Annotated in this window: 16 protein-coding genes and 3 pseudogenes; 10 read left to right on the top strand and 9 right to left on the bottom strand. The window is 50.5% G+C overall.

Features of this window, described 5'->3' with window-relative positions; all coding sequences use genetic code 11:
- The first annotated feature begins 247 nt into the window (after window positions 1-247).
- Window positions 248-649 carry a cupin domain-containing protein gene (locus CMR03_RS12860; RefSeq protein WP_063876940.1) on the top strand — a complete coding sequence of 134 codons (402 nt, stop codon included), beginning with the start codon at window positions 248-250 and terminating at the stop codon, window positions 647-649.
- Between the two features lie 175 nt (window positions 650-824).
- Here CMR03_RS12860 and CMR03_RS12855 read toward each other — a convergent pair whose 3' ends face one another.
- The 6 genes from CMR03_RS12855 to CMR03_RS12830 form a co-directional block, all read right to left on the bottom strand.
- Window positions 825-1,505 (bottom strand): SDR family NAD(P)-dependent oxidoreductase, encoded by a 681-nt coding sequence (locus tag CMR03_RS12855; protein ID WP_096011625.1) that lies wholly within the window; start codon window positions 1,503-1,505, stop codon window positions 825-827.
- A gap of 1 nt (window position 1,506) precedes the next feature.
- Entirely contained in the window at window positions 1,507-1,977 is a 471-nt protein-coding gene (locus CMR03_RS12850) for a NanQ anomerase/TabA/YiaL family protein (RefSeq protein ID WP_096011624.1), read from the bottom strand.
- Between the two features lie 4 nt (window positions 1,978-1,981).
- Entirely contained in the window at window positions 1,982-3,139 is a 1,158-nt protein-coding gene (locus tag CMR03_RS12845; RefSeq protein ID WP_096011623.1) for a sialidase family protein, read from the bottom strand.
- Between the two features lies 1 nt (window position 3,140).
- Window positions 3,141-4,562 carry a sodium:solute symporter family protein gene (locus CMR03_RS12840; protein ID WP_063876936.1) on the bottom strand — a complete coding sequence of 474 codons (1,422 nt, stop codon included), beginning with the start codon at window positions 4,560-4,562 and terminating at the stop codon, window positions 3,141-3,143.
- A gap of 77 nt (window positions 4,563-4,639) precedes the next feature.
- Window positions 4,640-5,524 carry a dihydrodipicolinate synthase family protein gene (locus CMR03_RS12835; RefSeq protein WP_063876935.1) on the bottom strand — a complete coding sequence of 295 codons (885 nt, stop codon included), beginning with the start codon at window positions 5,522-5,524 and terminating at the stop codon, window positions 4,640-4,642.
- An 18-nt stretch (window positions 5,525-5,542) separates the two neighbouring features.
- Window positions 5,543-6,688, bottom strand: coding sequence for an iron-containing alcohol dehydrogenase (locus CMR03_RS12830; protein ID WP_096011622.1), 1,146 nt, complete (start codon window positions 6,686-6,688; stop codon window positions 5,543-5,545).
- A 144-nt stretch (window positions 6,689-6,832) separates the two neighbouring features.
- Here CMR03_RS12830 and dtnK point away from each other — a divergent pair, with 144 nt between their 5' ends.
- Both dtnK and CMR03_RS12820 read left to right on the top strand, forming a co-directional pair.
- Window positions 6,833-8,113 carry a D-threonate kinase gene (dtnK, locus tag CMR03_RS12825; RefSeq protein WP_244181374.1) on the top strand — a complete coding sequence of 427 codons (1,281 nt, stop codon included), beginning with the start codon at window positions 6,833-6,835 and terminating at the stop codon, window positions 8,111-8,113.
- A 16-nt stretch (window positions 8,114-8,129) separates the two neighbouring features.
- A complete protein-coding gene (locus CMR03_RS12820; protein ID WP_244181377.1) occupies window positions 8,130-9,092 on the top strand; it encodes a D-threonate 4-phosphate dehydrogenase in 963 nt (320 codons plus the stop codon).
- Between the two features lie 138 nt (window positions 9,093-9,230).
- On the opposite strand, the pseudogene CMR03_RS12815 reads toward CMR03_RS12820, so the two are convergent.
- Window positions 9,231-9,439 (bottom strand): annotated as a pseudogene (locus CMR03_RS12815) (Tn3 family transposase); the annotation flags it as partial.
- Between CMR03_RS12815 and CMR03_RS25585 the strand changes: the two are divergent.
- The 6 genes and pseudogenes from CMR03_RS25585 to CMR03_RS12780 all read left to right on the top strand — a co-directional run.
- Window positions 9,436-9,751 (top strand): annotated as a pseudogene (locus CMR03_RS25585) (recombinase family protein); the annotation flags it as partial. The pseudogenes CMR03_RS12815 and CMR03_RS25585 overlap by 4 nt on opposite strands.
- Window positions 9,752-9,830: 79 nt before the next feature.
- Window positions 9,831-11,705, top strand: a complete 1,875-nt coding sequence (locus tag CMR03_RS12805; protein WP_096011619.1) for a phospholipase effector Tle1 domain-containing protein — start codon at window positions 9,831-9,833, stop codon at window positions 11,703-11,705.
- Window positions 11,696-12,355 carry a DUF2931 family protein gene (locus CMR03_RS12800; protein WP_063876930.1) on the top strand — a complete coding sequence of 220 codons (660 nt, stop codon included), beginning with the start codon at window positions 11,696-11,698 and terminating at the stop codon, window positions 12,353-12,355. The genes CMR03_RS12805 and CMR03_RS12800 overlap by 10 nt, the downstream gene beginning before the upstream one ends.
- Window positions 12,356-12,457: 102 nt before the next feature.
- Window positions 12,458-13,558: pseudogene (locus CMR03_RS12795) on the top strand (tyrosine phenol-lyase); the annotation flags it as partial.
- 154 nt (window positions 13,559-13,712) lie between these two features.
- On the top strand, window positions 13,713-14,963 hold the full coding sequence (locus tag CMR03_RS12790) for an aromatic amino acid transporter (protein ID WP_096011618.1): 1,251 nt from the start codon (window positions 13,713-13,715) through the stop codon (window positions 14,961-14,963).
- Window positions 14,964-16,424: 1,461 nt separating this feature from the next.
- A complete protein-coding gene (locus tag CMR03_RS12780) occupies window positions 16,425-17,897 on the top strand; it encodes a mannitol dehydrogenase family protein (protein WP_096011616.1) in 1,473 nt (490 codons plus the stop codon).
- 46 nt (window positions 17,898-17,943) lie between these two features.
- Here CMR03_RS12780 and CMR03_RS12775 read toward each other — a convergent pair whose 3' ends face one another.
- On the bottom strand, window positions 17,944-18,978 hold the full coding sequence (locus tag CMR03_RS12775) for an alpha/beta hydrolase (protein WP_096011615.1): 1,035 nt from the start codon (window positions 18,976-18,978) through the stop codon (window positions 17,944-17,946).
- Window positions 18,979-19,088: 110 nt separating this feature from the next.
- Between CMR03_RS12775 and CMR03_RS25800 the strand changes: the two genes are divergently transcribed.
- On the top strand, window positions 19,089-19,331 hold the full coding sequence (locus CMR03_RS25800; RefSeq protein WP_257469723.1) for a hypothetical protein: 243 nt from the start codon (window positions 19,089-19,091) through the stop codon (window positions 19,329-19,331).
- On the opposite strand, the gene mgtR is transcribed toward CMR03_RS25800, so the two are convergent.
- Complete coding sequence (gene mgtR, locus CMR03_RS25385; protein ID WP_096011614.1) at window positions 19,278-19,391, bottom strand: protein MgtR; 114 nt, start codon at window positions 19,389-19,391, stop codon at window positions 19,278-19,280. The two genes, CMR03_RS25800 and mgtR, sit on opposite strands and share 54 nt — an antisense overlap.
- Window positions 19,392-19,396: the final 5 nt, after the last annotated feature.

Genomic DNA, 19,396 nt, shown 5'->3' with positions numbered 1-19,396 from the left:
CTATTCCCATCAGTAAAAGATGTCAAAAGCCTAATACAAATTCTCAGCCTTGCGTACTGACGTGGCGATATAAGATATAACCATTAACGCCTGATTTGTTTAAAAAATCATCACAAGATAATCCATGACTCAACGACCTCTGCATGAAAAAATCCATTATGAAGTCAGGCCGCACCACGCTAAATAATCAGCTACGTTTAAACACGTCACTCATTTCGGCATCGCCGACTCGCTGTCAGGAGCAAACATGTCAGGGAATCATCCCGATAAATCATCAGATTCAGAAATCGTCGCCGTGCAGGTATTAAAAAGCAGTCAGGCGTGGAACGGTCAGCGTATTGAAGCCTATCCGCAAGGGGAGCCCGAACTGACGGTGATGCGCCTGACCCTTCCGGCCCATACCTCATTGCCGTGGCATACTCATCCCATGCCGAATGCGTGCTTTATCTTGTCAGGCACGCTTGTGGTTGAGGATAAAGAAACCGGTGAACAGCAAACCTTTCAGGCTGGCGAAGCGTTAAATGAAACGGTAAACAGCGCACATCGCGGCTTTACGCTGAACACGCCTGCCGAGCTGGTGATTACCTATGCGGGGGTGAAAGGGATGGAGCTGACCGACCCGCTTCCCGGCGAACCTGAAGAATTTTAACGGGAAGAGGTATGCCGTTGTCGGTGAGCACTGGCAGCGCGGTGCCGCCCAACCATAAGGGAGCAAGGCCGTGAAATCCTTCGGGGAGCAGGCTATGTCGATGACGTCATTCAGGGTAATGACGGATAAAAAAACCAGCCGATAAAGGCTGGTTTATGTTGTTATGCGACACACTTCAGGCTTTCAGCGATGCGCCCCCACAGATGACCAGTTCCTGACCGGTAACAGGCGCGGCAAGTTCGCTGAGTAAATAACCCACCAGCGAGGCCACTTCTTCTGGCCGGATTAAGCGACCAATCGGGGGCACCATAGGTGCCGAAGCGGCGCGCTCAGGTTTGGTGAGCATCGGCGTTTCTGTTGCGCCAGGCGCGACGACGTTAACGGTAATGTTACGCGGTGCCAGCTCCATTCCCCAGGAGCGGACCATACCGACCAGCGCCGCTTTGGTTGCGGCATATTGCGAACGGTTAGCGGCACCCCGGGAGGTACGGCTACCTATAATGACGATCCGGCTGCCAGACTGCATCGTTGGCGCAAAGTGATTGACCAGGACTTCCGCCGCGTGAACGTGCAACGACCACAGGCGCGCGCTGGCCGCGCCATCCAGCTCACCCAAGGGTGCGGCCACTATCATCCCTGCGGCATGTATCAGCGCATCCGGCGTATCAAGATGGCTGATAGCCGATTTAAGCTGGTCGGCGTCCGTTAAATCAACGGCAATCCAGTCAAGGTTCGGTGATGTCATCTCACCTTGCGTTCTGCTCAGGCCGGTCACTTTCCAGCCATGACTCAGCAGATGCTGTGTGATGGCTTTGCCGATTCCGGAGCTGTATCCAGTGACGATAGCGTGACGCATCTCAGCCTCCCAACATAGATTTTGGTACTTTAAATACCGCTTTGCGGACCGTCATCGGTTCGTTTACCGCACACAGTGCCTGATGCGGTTCACCGGGCAGAAATACCGCAAAATCTCCTTTTTTTAGCACAATGCTCACCGGCAAATCGCTTCGGTTGGTGATAAACAAATCGGGTTTTTTCTCTTCATCCCCGGCATCGGCCACCGACTGCATTCCCGCGTTGATCATCTCTTCCCCTTCCAGCATCACCTGAATATCAGCCCAAAGATGATGATATTCCGTATGTCGTAATGCCGCATCCTGAGTGCTGGCCTGCTGGATATTACAAAACCACTCAGCCTTTTCCGGTTGCCACTTACCGATGTCTTTTGCTGCTAATGCCTCAAGTGAGCATTCGGGTAACTGGAGTAGGGCTAACAGTTTATCCGGTAACCCTGCCATTGGCAGGGCGTTCAGGTTTCCAATCATCATCTGACTATTCCTTCACCCACTCTGGCGTGACGCGAGCATATTTGATCGCCTGACGGAAATACGTATAAGCGATATGCAATGTGCCTTCAGCATCCTGTTTGATACTTGGATAGGAAAACTCACGGTTAAGCTTCTCCTGCGAGTTATTGGTCATGCAGTAACCATCGCCCTCATCCAGGTTTTTCTGCCATGGCCAGCTCTTGCCGCCATCAGCCGAAATAGCCAGGGTCATGGGCGCGCGTGGTGCCCCCCAAAATGCGGCACGGCCGGTAGTTTCTGGCTCTTTTCTGCCATCACCATCATCGATCTCATCATACAAAGAGGCACGACGTTCCGTGGCTCCGGCCGCGCTCATATTGTTAAACACCAGGGCCAGTTCGCCGCTTTGAAGCGTTGTCACCTGAATTGAGGAGTTGTTGTTAGGCAGAACGGTGGCTTCAGGCGCTGACCAGGTTTCACCGCCGTCGGTTGAGCGGCTGAGATAGATATTATCTGCCCAGCGACTGCGATAAAGGGCAACAAGCGAGCCGTCCTTTAAGGCGGTGATGTTCATGTGCACGCAACCCAGGCTGTCCGGCACCACCACATCCCGCCAGCTTTTGCCCTGATCGGACGAAATTTTCACCGCGCTGATATCATCATTACCAACCCACTTTTCGCCCGGCTGAGTGCGGCAGTAGAAGACGGGCAGTAACCAGTTACCATTCTCAAGCACGGTGATAGGCTGACGGATGAACGTTCCTGGCTTATCTAACAGGGTGTCAATCGGCCCCCAGGTTTTACCCAGATCGCGGGACTGGCGGTATCTGACAATCGCGGTATCCTGATTGCCGGATACCTGCGCTGTCCATAACAGCCACAGCACATTATCGGGCGCGAGAAACAGCACAGGGTTCTGCTCAGAACGCGTTGGATCGTCAGACAGTTTTACCGCCTCGCTCCAGGTCTCACTTCCCGCCGGCAAGCGCGAGCACCAGACGGAGATATCAGCAATCCCTTCCTGCGTGCCGCCGAACCAGACACAGAGCAGGGAACCATCGTGAAGCGGCAAAATATTTGCCGCGTGGTTTTGCGGGCACGACGAAGGCAACATTGCCGTCAGCACTCGGCCATCTTTTTCCCATGGCTTCACATGGCCATCACGAATTACGGTTACAGTCATTTTATTCTCCTTTGCTTGCTGCAGTTTTTGCGTCTTCAGCGGCTTGGGTTCTGGCTTTACTTGGGATCATATGATCAATAGCCATGATTAACGCAGGCGTCAGGAGCGCGATATACATGTTGTTAATACCAAACGGATCCCCTAACAGATACCAGATGGAGGTGACAACACAGGCGCCAATCAGTCCCGCGTTTGCGCCACGGGTACTTCTGTAAAATGGCGCGTAGAAAGCAATCACCGCGACAACGGTAATAGACAGACGAATAGCACGTGTAAAGAAAGAGAGCTTCAGGACTTCCGGTACGAACAGAACAAAAATCAGCGGCAGGAAGCCAATTAACAGCGATAACCAGCGGGTGGTTTTAAATTCCTGCTCAGGTGACGGCTTGAAGTAAGGCACATAAAAATCTTTCACCACCAGTGAGGCAATCGCCAGGGCTACAGTACTGACGCTGACAAAGATGGAGGCAACCAGCGAGGTCGTCACCAGACCGGCCAGCCACGGGTTCATGTCCTGCAGGAACACGGGCATTGCATACAGGCTGTTAATGTCGGGATGCAGATACTTAGCGGCCACGCCGATCACCGCAATCGCCAGGGCAATCGGCATACAGAACAGGAAAGCAATCCAGGTTGAACGCTGCGCAGACTTAACATCTTTGGTTGAGGAGATGGCCTGAATCACAAACTGCGTGCAGAAAATCGAACCAATGGTACCGATGAGCCAGGCAAAGATTGTTGACGCACCAATATTCCCGTCCCAGGTCCAGTAATAAGCGGGCATTTCGTCGATCATTGGCTTGAGGCCGCCCGTTTGCGACAGGGCAAACCATAAAATGGCCAGCACACCAAAATACTTTAATCCGCTGTGCAGCATGGTGACCCAGGCAATCCCTTTCAAACCACCAAACGCAAAATAGAAGGTACTGACCACGGCCGTAATAAACGCGGCAACAGGTAAGGTGACGTGTAATACCGTCGCGATAGCAGCGGCACCACTCACATAATTTCCCACATTGACCAGGAGCAGGGCATAAATCATGATCAGTGAAATGATATTTTTAGTACTGTTACCGTATTTTTCAGCGATAGCACCTGAAATGGTAATCTTGCCGGTATTATAAATACGTTTTACCAGGAGCATACCAAATAACGGGAAACCAATTGCGGCACCAATAACAGACCATGACGCGGCGATACCGCCTTCGAAAGCGGCCTGAGCAGTCCCAATAGTGGATTTTGCGCCTATATATTCTGACATCAGCAGAATACCAACGATAAAGGCTGGCATGGCTCTGGAGCCTTCCATAAAATCGCCAGAGTTTTTACTGCGTAATCGGAATGTCAGCCAGGTGGTAAAGACAATATAAGCCACCACAATGCCAATAATTATCAGGGTGTCCTGAGCGTTGAAAGTTTTCATTATAGCCTCAGATATAACAAGATAAATTCGGGGAGCAGGGTGTACTCCCTGTATTTACGATTTATTACTTCTTATTATCACTTCAGGTAGAGGTTGATGATTCTGCGGATTTCATCTTCCTGAGCGGCATCAAAATGAATCGCATAACGACTTTCGCCCACGTTATGGCCCAGAATCTGCAACGCTTTTTTTACCGCTGCAGGTGAAAAGGCCACTTTATAAAGGTCGGTGCGTAAACCCGTTACCTGCTCTTGTGCCAATCGCGATCCGTCGATATCTCCGGCGTGGAACCGGGACCAGATATCATTTATTTGACGGGGCGCAACGTTAGCCAGACCTGAAATACAGGCTGAACAGCCGTCTACATAACCCTGATGGATAAGCGAATCCGGCCCGTTCAGGACAGCAAAGTCTTTGCTATCCTTCACCGCATCCAGATATCCACTCAGGCTTTCGTAGCTTCCCGCACTGTCTTTTACGCCAATAATATTGGGATGCTCAGCCAGTATGCGGGCCGTTTCTGGCGCAATGGTATTGCCCGTTCTGGCCGGAATGTTGTACAAAAAAACCGGGACGGAAAGGGCATCGGCGATAGCCGTATAATGGTTAATCAGTTCGCGTTGATTGAGGGGAACAAAGTAAGGCGTAATAACCGAAACCGCGTCTACGCCCAGTTTCTCAATTTGTTTACCTAAGCGAATGGTTTCACGGGTAGAGATCTCACCAATATGTGCAACGACGTTTCCGCGTCCTGATACTTCATCGACACAGGTTTCAGTAACAGTAAGTTTCTCTTTTTCATTCAGAACAAAAAACTCACCGTTAGTGCCGCCGCAGAAAATCCCATTGCCCGCATTCAGTTGACGAATCACCTGACGTTTAAGCTCATCAAGATTAAGCTCACCTTCTTTGTCAAAAGGGGTAACAATCGCTGTTAGCACACCTTCAATTTTTTTACTCATTGCCCACTCCTTTTTAAATTAAACCGTTGGGAAAAGCGTCCGGTAAATCGCAGCCACGTCCTGATGGCTGACCACGCAAGGCGCATTGTTCATCAACCGCTTCACATTCAGAGCCGCTTCGCTAAGGGAATCAATGTCATCTGAAGGCACACCTAAGGCTTCAAGGTTATCCGGCAGGTTGAGTCGTTTAACTAATTTGGCGAGATAGTCGACCAGCGCATGGGATTTCTCTTCCTGGCTTAGCGTGGTATCGGCATCCGGAATCAGGTCCCAAACGTTGGCAAATTTTTCCACGGCAAACGGGCGCACGACTTTCATGCAGGGTGCCAGCAGAATGGCGTTGGCGACACCGTGAGGCAGATGCCAGGTCCCGCCCAGCGGATAAGAAAGCGCATGCACAAGGTGAGTGCCGGCATGGGCAATCGCCGCGCCGCCATAATAAGAAGCCCACAGCATCTCCAGCCTTGCGTTCAGGTTATGCGGCTCATTAACGGATGTTTCGAGATTACGGAATAATTTATGCAGACCCATTAACGCCACGTTGTCGCCCACAGGGTTAGAAATGGTGGCGGTGTAGCATTCAAGTAAATGGCACAACGCATCAATGCCCGTTGAAGAGGCGATGTGCGCCGGCATGCTGGTTGTCAGTTCGGGTAGCAGGGCAACATAATCGGGCAGCATCACAGGAGAAATAATGCCCACTTTGGTATTTTTCTCTGGAATGGCCAGAATCGCATTGGGTGTCGATTCCGATCCGGTGCCCGCAGTAGAAGGAATGAGCAGCGAGGGCAAACGGGCTTCGATTTTCTGACCGTCCAGCAGCGCCTTAAGCGACGGGCTGGAAGCATGGCATAAAACAGAGAGGAGCTTCGCCACATCTAAAACGCTTCCGCCGCCAATGCCCACCACCAAATCATAGGTTTTGCCTGTCGCGCGCGTCAGCACGGCCTCAACATCGGTATGCGTTGGCTCAGCGGGAACATCATCAATAAGTTCAACATGACGGTCATCCTGGCCCAGCAGTGCCAGAATTTGCTGAGTCGCGGACAAATTCACAATGTTCTTGTCTGTCAAAACCAGCAGTCGGTTACGGCCCACCACGACTGGCGTGAGGGCGTTTATCGCGTTGGAACCGCTTAAGATTGTACTGTTAATTAATGCCACGTTTTTCTCCCCATTTTTGACTGAAATTCTTCATGCTGCTGTAGCGCATTCACTCAGTGACTAAATTTATAAATAAAATAAGGCTTTATTAAATTGATCTTGCTCACATATAATCGATTGTGATTGAATATAATCAAATGACGGATGAGTAGCATTGGAGATCCAATGACGGTGCAGGCGGGTAATCAAAAAAAATGCATTGTGCTGGCCGATGATTTCACCGGCGCGAATGATGCCGGTGTTTCGCTGGCTGAAGCGGGCATGGTCGTGGATGTCATTTTCCAAAAGCCCTATCTGAGTAAGGCTCAGGCGATTGTGCTGAACAGCGACAGCAGGGCGTATTCAGCGAGCGATGCCGCACAGCAAGTCACAAACCACATGACTGCACTTTTGGCAGACCAACCCGGTATGACCGTGGAGTGGTTTATCAAAAAGATCGATTCGACGATGCGAGGTAATCCCGGAGCCGAAACAGAGGCAGTGTTGCAGGCAACCGGCATCAATCTGGCGGTCATTGCGCCTGCGTTTCCGTCAGCAGGACGAACAACGCAAAACGGTGAATGTCTGGTTTCCGGCAAGTTGCTCACCGCGACGGAATTTGCCAGCGATCCAAAAACCCCGATCGTGAGTGCAGATATCAGTGACATTGTGCAAAAACAGAGTGGCATTAGCTGCATTAACGTCAGGTGCAGCGATCTTGCCCGGCACGCGCAAGAGGTGCGCGAAGGAATGACCGCCCTCATCGTTGATGCAAAAACTGATGCTGAGTTGGATCACATCGTAGAAATATGTGCATCGTTACGGCCAAAGCCGTTGCTGGTAGGCTCAGCTGGGCTGTGTGATGCTTTTGCTCGCTATTTTACGTCAGCCAAAAAGTACCCAGGCCTGTTCGCTGTGGTGGGTTCAATGAGTGAAGTCGCTCAAAGACAACTGGTGCTAGCCGCAGAACATCCGCGAGTTGAACACGTCTATATCGATACCGCTGAACTGCTGGAGAAAGGTAGCGATCGTTTCAGAGAGGCCATTACCTGCATTCTTCGTCATGGCTCACATTGTCTGGTTCATACCTGCTGTGACAGTGGCGACAGGCAACATATACAGAGGCTGTGTGAACAACGTGGCATTACCCGTAAGCAACTGGGTGAAAAAATCAGTTTTCTGCTTGGAGAACTGGTCCATTCGGTCATGCGCATCACGCCACCAAAAGCACTGTATCTCTCCGGTGGTGATGTCGCGACTGCAACCGCAACCGCATTGGGCGCAACAGGATTCAGAATTCGGGGCAGGGCTGCAGGTTGTGTTCCCTACGGGCGCTTACTTGGCTGTGACTGGAATCAGACTGTATTTACTAAAGCCGGTGCTTTCGGTGATGAAACCACCCTCTTAAAAATTTTGAGTTTCGTTGAGGAGAAAACAGGTGACTAATACTGTTGCTATAACAATGGGCGATCCTGCAGGGATCGGTCCTGAAATCATTATCAAGGCTTTAGCCAAAGGGCCATTGAATGGCTCACCCGCGGTGGTTATCGGCTGCGCACAGACTTTCCGCCGTATACTGGCAATGAATATCACACCTCAGGTTGAACTCAGAGTTATTGAGCAGGTGGATCAGGCACAGTTCGCGCCGGGCATCATTCACATTATTGATGAGAAAGTTGCCCATCCGGAGGCGTTGCAGTGTGGTGTGGTTCAGCCCGAAGCCGGTGATGTGGCCTATCGGTGCATCAAGCGAGCAACCGAAATGGCGATGCGTGGCGAGGTCAAAGCGATTGCTACCGCGCCACTGAATAAGGAAGCGCTGCACCTTGCAGGACATCATTATCCCGGCCACACCGAGTTACTCGCGATGTTGACGGACACCAAAGATTATTCGATGGTGCTGTACACCGATAAGCTGAAGGTTATCCACGTCACCACGCATATTTCGCTGCGTAAGTTCCTGGATACGCTCAGTCAGGAACGGGTGGAAACGGTCATCAGAATCGCCGATACCTTTTTACGCCGGGTTGGCTTCACCCAGCCGCGTATTGCGGTTGCAGGCGTAAACCCACACGCTGGCGAAAATGGTCTGTTTGGTGATGAAGAGATTCGAATCCTGACGCCGGCTATAGACGCAATGAAAGCGCAGGGCATTGATGTTTATGGCCCTTGTCCGCCGGACACCGTATTTATGCAGTGTAATGAAGGTATGTATGACATCGTTGTCGCGATGTATCACGATCAGGGACATATCCCACTTAAGCTCCTCGGTTTTTACGACGGTGTGAATATCACGGCAGGATTGCCTTTCCTGCGCACCTCAGCCGATCACGGCACCGCATTCAATATTGCCTGGACAGGCAAGGCGAATCCCGAGAGCATGGCGATATCAATCGATATGGCGATGAAAATTACCCGAGAATAAATAACGCATCGGGTGTTAATACGTTCTGATCACTCAGGCGATGGTCATACATCGCCTTTTCTTTAGTGATCATATTAGTGATTGCTGTAGCCAGTATTGCCACAAAACTGTTATCTCAACAGGTGACACTGATAGCCTTAAATGCGGCAGCAGTAGCTCGTTGATATTTAAAGCTTTACGCTTCAGGGCATCGACCGCTCTTTCCATAAATATCGTACGCGCAAGCGCGTTACGGCTCCTCCTTTAGTTAGACCAGCCCGTACCCGCCGACGCAGTGCCGGATCGCGGAACCAGTCGAGCATAAACAGCGTTCGTTCAATACGGCCAGTTTCCCTCAGTGCTTTGGCAGGCACTGTCAGATAAAGACTCTTCGCAGGCCGACCCGATTACCGGCGCCGTGATAACCGCTATAAATAATATGCTTTTCGATCTGATGGCCGTAATCTCGCATAAGGACTGGCTGAGCCGCCGCCAGCGGCAAAAACAGGAAATTGAACGCGTAAATACGTTGGGTAAATATAGAGGAAACAGGCCGAACAGGAGCGTCATCATAAAGTCCTGTACTACCGGCAGGTCAAGAAACTCAGTATCCGGGAAACAGCGGATGCACGGAGTACGGTCCTTCGCAAATCTGCCGTATCCAGGCATGGTACCGGTAATCATAAGCCGAAGATTTTGGTTAAGACATGATTAAGGTATGATGCGCTGATTTTATAACCATTACATTCATGAGGGATTATGACTACGGGATTTTATCTGTATCACCTGGATAAAACCACCTGCGGGGGACGGATCCTTTCCGGTGCGTCTGACGACACCTACGAAATCGGTGGCATAGAGCGGCAGCAGGTCAGGGAGGGCGACCCGGTGACTTGCGGTAAGCACGAGGGGCGCTTCCGGGTGTGCGGCGGCATGGGGGATTCCTATGAAGTGGGCGATGAACTGAAAGAGTGGGCAGGTTCACTGGACAGCTATAGTTCCTGCCCTTGCCGCGCCCGATTTATTCCGTCAGTTCAGACGCACACCTACGAGAGCGACTGCAACGCCGGACGGCTGGCCGAACGGTCTGAGAAGGCGAAAAAACAAGCCCAGCAGTCAGAGCCTGAACAGCGAGCGCAGGTCGCGAAGAAGAAACGGGATATCACGCTGACCATCGGCGTATTCTTTGATGGCACTGGCAACAATGCGAATAACAGCGGTGCCCGTCAGGCCGCCTGTTCCGGTGAACATTACGGAATGAATGATGCAGAATCTATGTCTGCGCTAGAGCAGTGTGTCCAGCTGAATCGCGGAGTCAGCGGTACTGCCGCCGGAAGCTATATCGGCTACTACAGTAACGTGCACTGGCTCTATACGCTTTATAACCCGGAAATAAAAACTGATACAGGGGCAGGACAGTACGCCATTTATATTGAAGGTATCGGTACGGAAGACGGGGCTGGCGACAGCACTTACGGAATGGGCACTGGCCGGGGCGATACCGGCGTAGTGAGTAAAACCGATAAAGCAGTCGCAGCATTGGCTGCCGGTATTCAGGGCTATTTAGACAGACACACAGATGCCCGGTTCTGCACCATCAAAGAGTTGCAATTTGATATTTTCGGCTTCAGCCGGGGAGCGGCGGCGGCGCGCCACTTTGCCAACCGGATATTCAGTCAGGACAGAGCCATTGTATCGGCGATTAAAGCCAGTCTGAATGGTATTGATTTTTCCGGTACGTCCGGGGGCAAAACCCGCTTTCTGGGGATATTTGATACCGTAGCCGCCATCGGGACACCGGTTAACGGCCTCAACCCGCACAGCGCCGATACCGGGGATGTCAATCTGGCGCTGCGTCCGGGCGTTGCTGATAAAGTATTCCATATCACTGCGCAGCACGAATGCCGCTTCAATTTCGCGCTGAATAGCGTGAAACCGGCGTGGCCGGAGCTGGCCCTTCCCGGGGTGCATTCTGACATAGGCGGCGGCTACAATCCCGATGAGCATGAATTATGTTTTCTTACCCGACCCGATTTTGAAACCGTTCCCCTTTCTACACCAGACACAGAAACGCGGATTTATCAACAGACCTGCGGGGAGCTTACAGCGATGGACGGTTACCCCGCGATAGCGCCACTGCTGAATGCGGTGGAGGTGAATGTCGATACCTGGCATGACGACAGACTGCCAGCAGATCGTTACGGATCGCTACAGAAACGCAGCGGCGCTGCGCTGGTTATCGATCGCCCGACGCGTAACGACTGGTCGAAGGTGGTGTTGCGAGTGATGCTCGATGCGGCGCAGGATGCCGGGGTGGAATTTTCCCCTATTTTACCTAAAGACGACAACCTGTCACTCCGGCCAGAACTGAACAGCCTGTGTGAAAAAGCAATCGTGATGGGCCGTGCCATAAGGAGTGGTAAGTCAGCCCCCGGCTTTACCACGCCGGAAATTCTGATGCTGGCCGAAAAATATATCCATTGCTCAGCCAACTGGAACAGCGTGGTGAGAGACGGTCGGGGAAGTATCAGCGGTGCAGTCAGACCAGCGAAGCTGGTAACATTTACCAACCGGCCAGACGAGCGCTGGCAGCGGACAGTTTATAATATGGATGGGAATAAAATATGGAAATAATTCGTGTGGCCTGGCTGTTTCCGTTGCTCATTCTGACGGCCTGTCAGGGGCAGTCGTTGCCCGGAAGTGACCCTCAAAACGATGAGCCAGTAGAGTGGACCTTTGATTTTTTCACACCTAAGGCGCTGCCCGCACTGGTGACGTACGCCGTTGTTCAGGATGCCGATGGCAAAGTTTATGAATTTAATACCCTGAACCGTACATCTGTTCTACCCGACGTTATCGGTGAGTGGAACGACAAAGACCGTGTGTCTGGTGGCTACTGGAATCACGTTAAACGACCTCCCAGACATATTATTTTTTGCTGGGACTCTATTATCGATAAAAAAGTGTATGAGACCGCACTGACAATCCCTAAACCCATACTGGAGAAAATGCTCAGGCCGAGTGATTACAGGAATTATCGGGGAAGAACTGCGTATTACGACAGAGTGCAAATTGGTCTGGCTCCGGAGGGAAAAGTCGCCGTCTGGTTGCAGGGGATTAGTTCTGAGCCAAATTATCGCGTCAAACCGTCAGTCCTTAAAACCGTTTCAGGGGACAAATTAGATATGTGCAAAGGAATAACGCGGTTTTCTAACGGCTATGAGTACGGAAAAGATACCGAGGAGTTTATCAAAGGGAAAAAGTATCCTTATGGTAGCTGGTAAGCTTGCTATTGAGCCCTGGGGGATCTTCCCAAGATCCTTTGGGACTTGGAGGTCAAGTTTAAGCCTTAACGTACAATAATTTCCAATACCCAAATTGACCCCAAACATATTGTTCCCACGCATCAAGGGCGCGGAGCAGAGAACCTGCTCTCGCAGCTGGCCATTAAGCCCGGTCAATATGTTGCGGGGAATATGTATTTTACAACGACCCGATTCCATCAGGAAAAAAACGGCGCAACCTTTGTGGATATTGTTCGTGACGAAGCGCACGACGCTGGCCTGAAGGTGCCTTTCAAAGGCGATATTGACCTCAATAAATTAGCCAAACTCATCGAAGAAAAGGGCGCGGATAACATAGCCTATATCTGCCTGGCGGTCACCGTGAACCTGGCAGGCGGTCAGCCCGTTTCAATGGCAAATATGCGTGCCGTACATGAAATGACCCGTCAATATGGCATTAAGATTTTCTACGATGCGACACGCTGCGTTGAAAATGCCTATTTCATTAAAGAGCAGGAAGCCGGATACGAGAACACCAGCATCAAAGATATCGTTCATGAAATGTTCAGCTATGCCGATGGCTGCACCATGAGTGGCAAAAAAGACTGTCTGGTGAATATCGGCGGCTTCCTGTGCATGAACGATGACGAGATGTTCCAGGCCGCGAAAGAGCTGGTTGTGGTTTATGAGGGGATGCCGTCATATGGCGGATTGGCCGGTCGTGATATGGAAGCCATGGCTATTGGGTTGCGTGAAGCCATGCAGTATGAATACATTGAACATCGCGTGAAACAGGTGCGCTATCTGGGAGATAAGCTCCGTAATGCCGGTGTACCTATTGTCGAACCGACGGGTGGACATGCTGTATTTCTTGATGCCCGTCGTTTTTGCCCCCATCTGACGCAGGATCAGTTTCCGGCACAGAGTCTGGCAGCCAGCATTTATATGGAAACCGGCGTGCGTAGCATGGAACGTGGCATCGTTTCCGCCGGGCGCAGTAAAGAAACGGGGGAAAACCACCGCCCCAAACTGGAGACAGTACGCCTGGCTATTCCACGCCGTGTTTACACCTACGCACACATGGATGTTGTTGCTGATGGCATCATTAAACTGTATCAACACAAAGACGATATTCGCGGTTTGAGGTTTGTTTATGAACCCAAACAGCTCCGTTTCTTTACTGCCCGCTTTGATTATATTTAATACGATTCAGGTCCCCTGACAGGGGCCTGTTTTTTATAAACAGGATTTTATTTCGGACCTGCCTTAATGACAGGTCAGCTGTTAACAGTTTAGTATCCACATCATCAAGAATGACGCCAAAATGATAATAAAGAGTCAACAGGAGCATTTTTTCATGGATATTAATAAAACAACACCCGGTTTGCTCAGTGGAACAATGCTTATCATTGCCACCGTTATCGGTGGAGGAATGTTCTCTCTTCCTGTTGCTATGGCTGGCGTATGGTTTCCGGGAGCATCGGTTATTTTAATCGTTGTGGCGGTAATGATGCTGTTAACCGGTTTAATGCTGGTCGAGGTTAACCTCCATTATGGTGGTGGCGCGAGTTTTAACACCTTCACCAAGGACTTATTAGGTCATAAATGGAATGGGGTCGTCGGTATTGCATTCGGGTTTGTATTATATATTTTAACTTATGCTTATATTTCTGGCTCCTCTGCTGTCCTGTCCCAGACAGTGGAAAAATATAGCGATTTTCATCTTCCGGCCCGGTTATCGGTGGTTATCGTTAGTCTGCTGGTCGGGGGCATCGCCTGGTACAGTTCGCTTTTAGTTGGTCGTATCACAACGGTGCTCATTATCGGTAAGTTTCTGGCGTTTTTTGCTACTTTTTCCGGTCTGGTATGGCATGTCGACGGGGCCAAACTGATCGACAGTCCCGCGCTGGCGCTGCCTGATACGCAATACCTGCCTTATGTCTTAATGACCCTGCCTTTCTGTATTATTTCTTACGGTTTCCACGGTAACGTACCTAGCCTGGTGAAGTTATATGGCACACAAGGCGTTAAGAATATCACGCGTTCGATTTTTATCGGTTCCGCTTTCGCACTGCTGCTTTATCTGTTCTGGTTAGCCGTCACAATGGGAAATATCCCTCGCGCCGACTTTCCACCCATTATTGCCAAAGGGGGAAATATTGACGTCTTCGTGGACGCCCTGAGTGGGTTATTTACCCATCAGTATATGGATATTATTCTCACCTTCTTTGGTAACTTTGCCGTAGCCAGTTCATTGTTAGCCGCAACGCTTGGACTTTTCGATTATATTGCCGATCTTTTTCATTTCTCTGACGACCGTCCAGGCAGGTTAAAGACCGCACTGGTCACTTATTTGCCTCCTGCGGCCGTTTGTTACTTCCTGCCTGATGGCTTTATACGCGCAATTGGCTATGCCGGGCTGGCATTTACCATCTGGAGTGTCATCCTTCCCCCTGTTCTGGTCAAAGCGGCCCGTAAGCGTTTTCCAACCGCAGCTTATACAGCGCCTTGTAATAACCTGATTCTTAATCTGGTGATAGCCGCAGGCAGTCTCGTCTACCTGACGGTCATCCTTGATGTCTTGCGATGGCTACCTTCGTTTGGCTAAGTAAGACGTGCGGGAAACAGGCGCCTGGCCGGGCAAAGTCTTAGCCGGTCATGGATGCCAAACAGGCGTGCGAGGGGGATTTTATCGTCACCCTGTACCGCGAACGCGGTCCGTTTAATCTGCTGCCCTTTGCCGGATGAGGGGTGACAAACGGCAACGAGAGGACGTTAACGCGATGTTTTTGACACTGCTCAGTCTTCAGCAGCCACTCATCTCAGTTACCGTTTGGCGTAAGCTCAGGGTGAGGGTGCTGAGAAAGCTCAGACTGCGTCGGCGGCTAAAGCGCAAACAGCGTCATCGACAGAATTGCGATAACAGATAGCAGGGTGAGTGCGTGACACTTTGCGGCTGTATCAACGACGTTGCACGGAATCTTGCCTGAATCTCCAGAAACTCATCTCTTCACCACCGCATCTACATGCCAGGTTAGAGTCGTATGAACCAGGGGCTGTAATAAGAAATGCCCTCAGACAGAGCAATCAGAGGGCCAGAAAAAGTCAGGATAATGTCGATAGTTTTTCTGCCTTATTGGTATTTTTTACCTGTTCAGCGTAAAGGAAATTTTCGAGTTCATAAAAATTCATGGTTCTTAAGGAAGTGGGACTAATATCTTTACAGGGTAGGAGCCGGGTATCCCCCGCGTTATTGACAAATACGAGGTAAGGGTTTGTCCCTTGCATATCAATCACTGAATTCAATTTCCACATGATGTCCTCCTGGGTTCATGAATGTCATGAACACAGGTAAAATTATGCGTTGTAACCCGACGACGCATTGAGGAATCAGTGCTACCTGATGCTATTGATGTCTCAAAAAAACAATAAAATTAAAAAATGTGACATACATCCATGCTATAAAAATTTAACAATATGAAGTTAATAATTTAGCGGAGTAAGTAATTAACATTCTAATGCACGGCTTGTCCCTGAATCAGCGTTCTCAGACGCAATGTTAATTTAATGTGTCCTCTTCGCCAATTGTGGCTGTACTTTATCATCTGTTAACTTCCCTGGGCAGAATGCATCTTACTCCGAAAGGATTTACCCGACCGAAAAAGGGTGATCGAAAAACGCCTCCTGCTAAAAAGTAAATATTAATGTAATCGCCTGAATAGGGTCAGCTTAACCCATCATTTAGCCCTGTTAACTTATTTTGATTGATAAAAACGATGCGAAAGGTGTGACCTCAATTTGTTGGGCGCATATCACCATTTATTCGTTGCATCTGGTATGGTAGTGGGCGCATGTGTTGAGGCGGTAATTATTATGATCCAGGTTATGGCTGGGATCATATCAACGCACTTCTCATGCCACTCCTGAATGACTTATTTAATACATCCCATTAACTTTAATAATAACGAATGTTAACTATGTTGCTAAGTCAGAAAATTACACATCTATTCAACAGCAAAATAACCAGAAATTAATCGAGTCCAAATTATTAATTAACAGAGAGATTACAATGCCAAATAAATTACGCCGGGCTAACGCCACCGTTCCCCAATGGGATCGTCATAAACTGATTCCGCGAATCGTGCATCTCGGATGTGGTGCCTTCCACCGTGCTCACCAGGCCGTCTATGCGGATATCCTTGCTGCCGAACAGGGTAGTGACTGGGGCTATATCGAAGTCAATTTGATAGGGGGAGAACAGCAGATTGCCGACCTTAAGCATCAGGACTTTCTTTATACCGTGGCGGAGATGTCCTCGAATGCATGGACAGGAAGGGTTGTGGGCGTCGTCAGGCAAGCACTGCACGCGCAGGTTGATGGCATTGAAGCCGTACTTGACGCAATGTGTCAGCCACAGATCGCCATTGTGTCGTTAACCATCACCGAAAAAGGCTACTGCCATTCGCCAGCTAGCGGTGAATTGATGTTTGATCATCCCCTCATCCTGTCTGATTTACAGCAGCCCCATCAACCGCTTTCCGCACCCGGCATCATCGTCGAGGCGTTGGCCCGGCGCAGAGCGGCGGGACTGCCTGCATTCAGCGTAATGTCGTGTGATAACATTCCTGAGAATGGTCGGGTGATCAACAACGTGGTTTGCGCCTACGCCCGGAAAAGAGCGCCCGAACTGGCAAGCTGGATCGAACAGCACGTCACGTTCCCTTCCACTATGGTGGATCGTATTGTGCCCGCGGTGACACAGGAAAGTTTGCAAAAAATCGCACAGGTGATCGGGGTTGAGGATCCGGTGGCGGTAGCCTGTGAGCCCTTCAGGCAGTGGGTAATAGAGGATAACTTTGTCGCAGGACGGCCGGCGTGGGAAAAGGCCGGGGCAGAATTAGTTAAGGACGTTGTGCCTTATGAAGAAATGAAGTTACGTATGCTGAACGGCAGTCATTCATTTCTGGCGTATTTGGGTTATCTGGCAGGCTATGAACATATTTGTGACTGTATGCAAGATCAATACTTTCGTCTTGCGGCCCGGACATTGATGCTGGAAGAACAGGCACCCACGCTAAACGTGCAGGGCGTTGATCTTGCCCGTTACGCTGACCTGCTGATTGAGCGCTATGATAATCACGCCCTGAAGCACCGCACCTGGCAGATTGCCATGGACGGTAGCCAAAAACTGCCTCAGCGTTGGCTTGACTCCGTTCGCTGGCATCTCAGGAACGAAAGTGATTTTGACCTGCTTGCCCTGGGAATTGCTGGTTGGATACGCTATGTCTCAGGCGTCGATGAGCAGGAAAAAGCCATTGACGTGAGCGATCCGCTCCTGCCGGTGTTAAAAGCGGCTGTAGAATCCAGTGCCGAAGGCGAGCCGAGAGTCAAAGCGTTATTAAATCTGGACGCCATTTTTGGTGAGGCGCTGCCAAATAATGCGTACTTTGTGAAGCAGATAACCGCTGCCTATCTGCTTCTGCTGGATAAAGGGGCGAAAGAGGCGGTAGCCATGTCGGTTACGCAGCGTTGTTCAGGCTAAATTGCCCCTCTGCCAGGCAGGCCACGTTGAGTGGCTTGCCTGTGCGTCAAAGCGTGCTGTTTGGATCGGTAGATGTATCAGTTACTGCGCCAGTTTCTGGCTTGAGTTCACGGGTAAACCAGTTCACAACCTCATCGATCACGGCAGGCTGATACCAAACCAGGTCACCATGCTCTGCACCTTTTACGACGACGTAGTCTACCTTCTCGCCCGCCTTTTTAAGGGCATCAAATAACTGTGCACTTTGATGGGGCGATACCAGCGAATCGTTATCACCGTGCATAATCAGGAAGGGCGGTTTAGGGTTACTCAAATGCCCCATCGGGCTGGCGTGACGTGCTTTAGTCGTATCGTCCATGATACTTGCGCCAGCAAAGTCACGGAAAGCCGCGCCATGCACCAGTAGCGCCTCGGTCACGGCGGGAGACTGATGAACCTTTTGAATGTCATCGGCGTACCCTTCGCCAATATTCAGGAGATCGGATATACCGTATAAGGTTGCGACCGCCTGGACATCGGAGGATTTATCGGTGAAATCGCCGCGATCGAATGACGTTTCCCCCTGGGTGGTGCCGAGCATTTGTGCCAGCCAACCGCCTGCCGAGTCGCCTAAAACACCAATGCGTTCAGGGTCAATGCCGTAATCCTCGGCATGCTGTCGCAGGTAGCGGACCGCCGCTTTACCATCCACCACCGGCGCCGGGAAGGTATCAGGTACGACCCGATACTCTGCAGCCGCCACAACAAAACCAGACTCTGCCAGCGCCATACGCATCTGAATAAACTTATCGTGATCGGCACTGGTAAAACCGCCGCCCGGAAAATAAATGATAGCGGGCTTTAACGCCTGCGTCCGTGGCACCAGAAGCGACATATGCAGCTGCCTGACCGATCGCAGAGTGGTGACTTGTGAATAGACGACGCCGTTGAGGGAATCGATCTGGTTACGTACGGGTTTTACCTGAATCACCTTTGCGCCCTCACGGTAACCCGTCAGATCATGATGTTCTGTCGCCATTGCACCTCCCATCGTCATTATCGCTGCCAGTCCACCCATTAAAAAATTGTGGCATAGATTCATAATTATTCCCGGTTAAGTTAAGAGAAAAGCCAGGTGTTGAGAAATATAAAAGGCTGTTGACGCTGTCATTATCAGCCGTCAGACGGTAATGCAGAAATGGCAAGGATGAGTTGAGCGAGATTATAAAAGCAGGTTTTTTTGGGCGTCGGTTACTGTGTGATGTGGAAATGGCCAGATGTGGGTATTGTCTGGCCACGCATGAATTAACGAATCACGATGGTAAGCAGGATAATGACGACCGCGATAGCAACCACCTGAATAAAAATCTGGTCGAGCGTAAATTTACGCATAGCGCTACCTCACTGCATCAGAATTTGCCAAATACCCAGCACCATGACGGTGAGGCCGATTAAAAGAAAAATTAACGCAATCGCGTTTTCAGGTGAACGATTCATGAGGCGCTTCCTTGTCATCAGGA

The organism is Pantoea allii, from assembly GCF_002307475.1.
Lineage (GTDB): Bacteria > Pseudomonadota > Gammaproteobacteria > Enterobacterales > Enterobacteriaceae > Pantoea > Pantoea allii.
Note: the sequence above shows the minus strand (reverse complement) of the source record. Positions and strands in the feature narration are given on the sequence as shown.

What these genes read in the sequence shown, in the direction of transcription:
- CMR03_RS12860 (WP_063876940.1), top strand. Translation starts at nt 248, where the DNA reads ATGTCAGGGAATCATCCCGATAAATCATCAGATTCAGAAATCGTCGCC.
- CMR03_RS12855 (WP_096011625.1), bottom strand. Translation starts at nt 1,505, where the DNA reads ATGCGTCACGCTATCGTCACTGGATACAGCTCCGGAATCGGCAAAGCC.
- CMR03_RS12850 (WP_096011624.1), bottom strand. Translation starts at nt 1,977, where the DNA reads ATGATGATTGGAAACCTGAACGCCCTGCCAATGGCAGGGTTACCGGAT.
- CMR03_RS12845 (WP_096011623.1), bottom strand. Translation starts at nt 3,139, where the DNA reads ATGACTGTAACCGTAATTCGTGATGGCCATGTGAAGCCATGGGAAAAA.
- CMR03_RS12840 (WP_063876936.1), bottom strand. Translation starts at nt 4,562, where the DNA reads ATGAAAACTTTCAACGCTCAGGACACCCTGATAATTATTGGCATTGTG.
- CMR03_RS12835 (WP_063876935.1), bottom strand. Translation starts at nt 5,524, where the DNA reads ATGAGTAAAAAAATTGAAGGTGTGCTAACAGCGATTGTTACCCCTTTT.
- dtnK (WP_244181374.1), top strand. Translation starts at nt 6,833, where the DNA reads ATGAGTAGCATTGGAGATCCAATGACGGTGCAGGCGGGTAATCAAAAA.
- CMR03_RS12820 (WP_244181377.1), top strand. Translation starts at nt 8,130, where the DNA reads ATGGGCGATCCTGCAGGGATCGGTCCTGAAATCATTATCAAGGCTTTA.
- CMR03_RS12805 (WP_096011619.1), top strand. Translation starts at nt 9,831, where the DNA reads ATGACTACGGGATTTTATCTGTATCACCTGGATAAAACCACCTGCGGG.
- CMR03_RS12800 (WP_063876930.1), top strand. Translation starts at nt 11,696, where the DNA reads ATGGAAATAATTCGTGTGGCCTGGCTGTTTCCGTTGCTCATTCTGACG.
- CMR03_RS12790 (WP_096011618.1), top strand. Translation starts at nt 13,713, where the DNA reads ATGGATATTAATAAAACAACACCCGGTTTGCTCAGTGGAACAATGCTT.
- CMR03_RS12780 (WP_096011616.1), top strand. Translation starts at nt 16,425, where the DNA reads ATGCCAAATAAATTACGCCGGGCTAACGCCACCGTTCCCCAATGGGAT.
- CMR03_RS12775 (WP_096011615.1), bottom strand. Translation starts at nt 18,978, where the DNA reads ATGAATCTATGCCACAATTTTTTAATGGGTGGACTGGCAGCGATAATG.
- mgtR (WP_096011614.1), bottom strand. Translation starts at nt 19,391, where the DNA reads ATGACAAGGAAGCGCCTCATGAATCGTTCACCTGAAAACGCGATTGCG.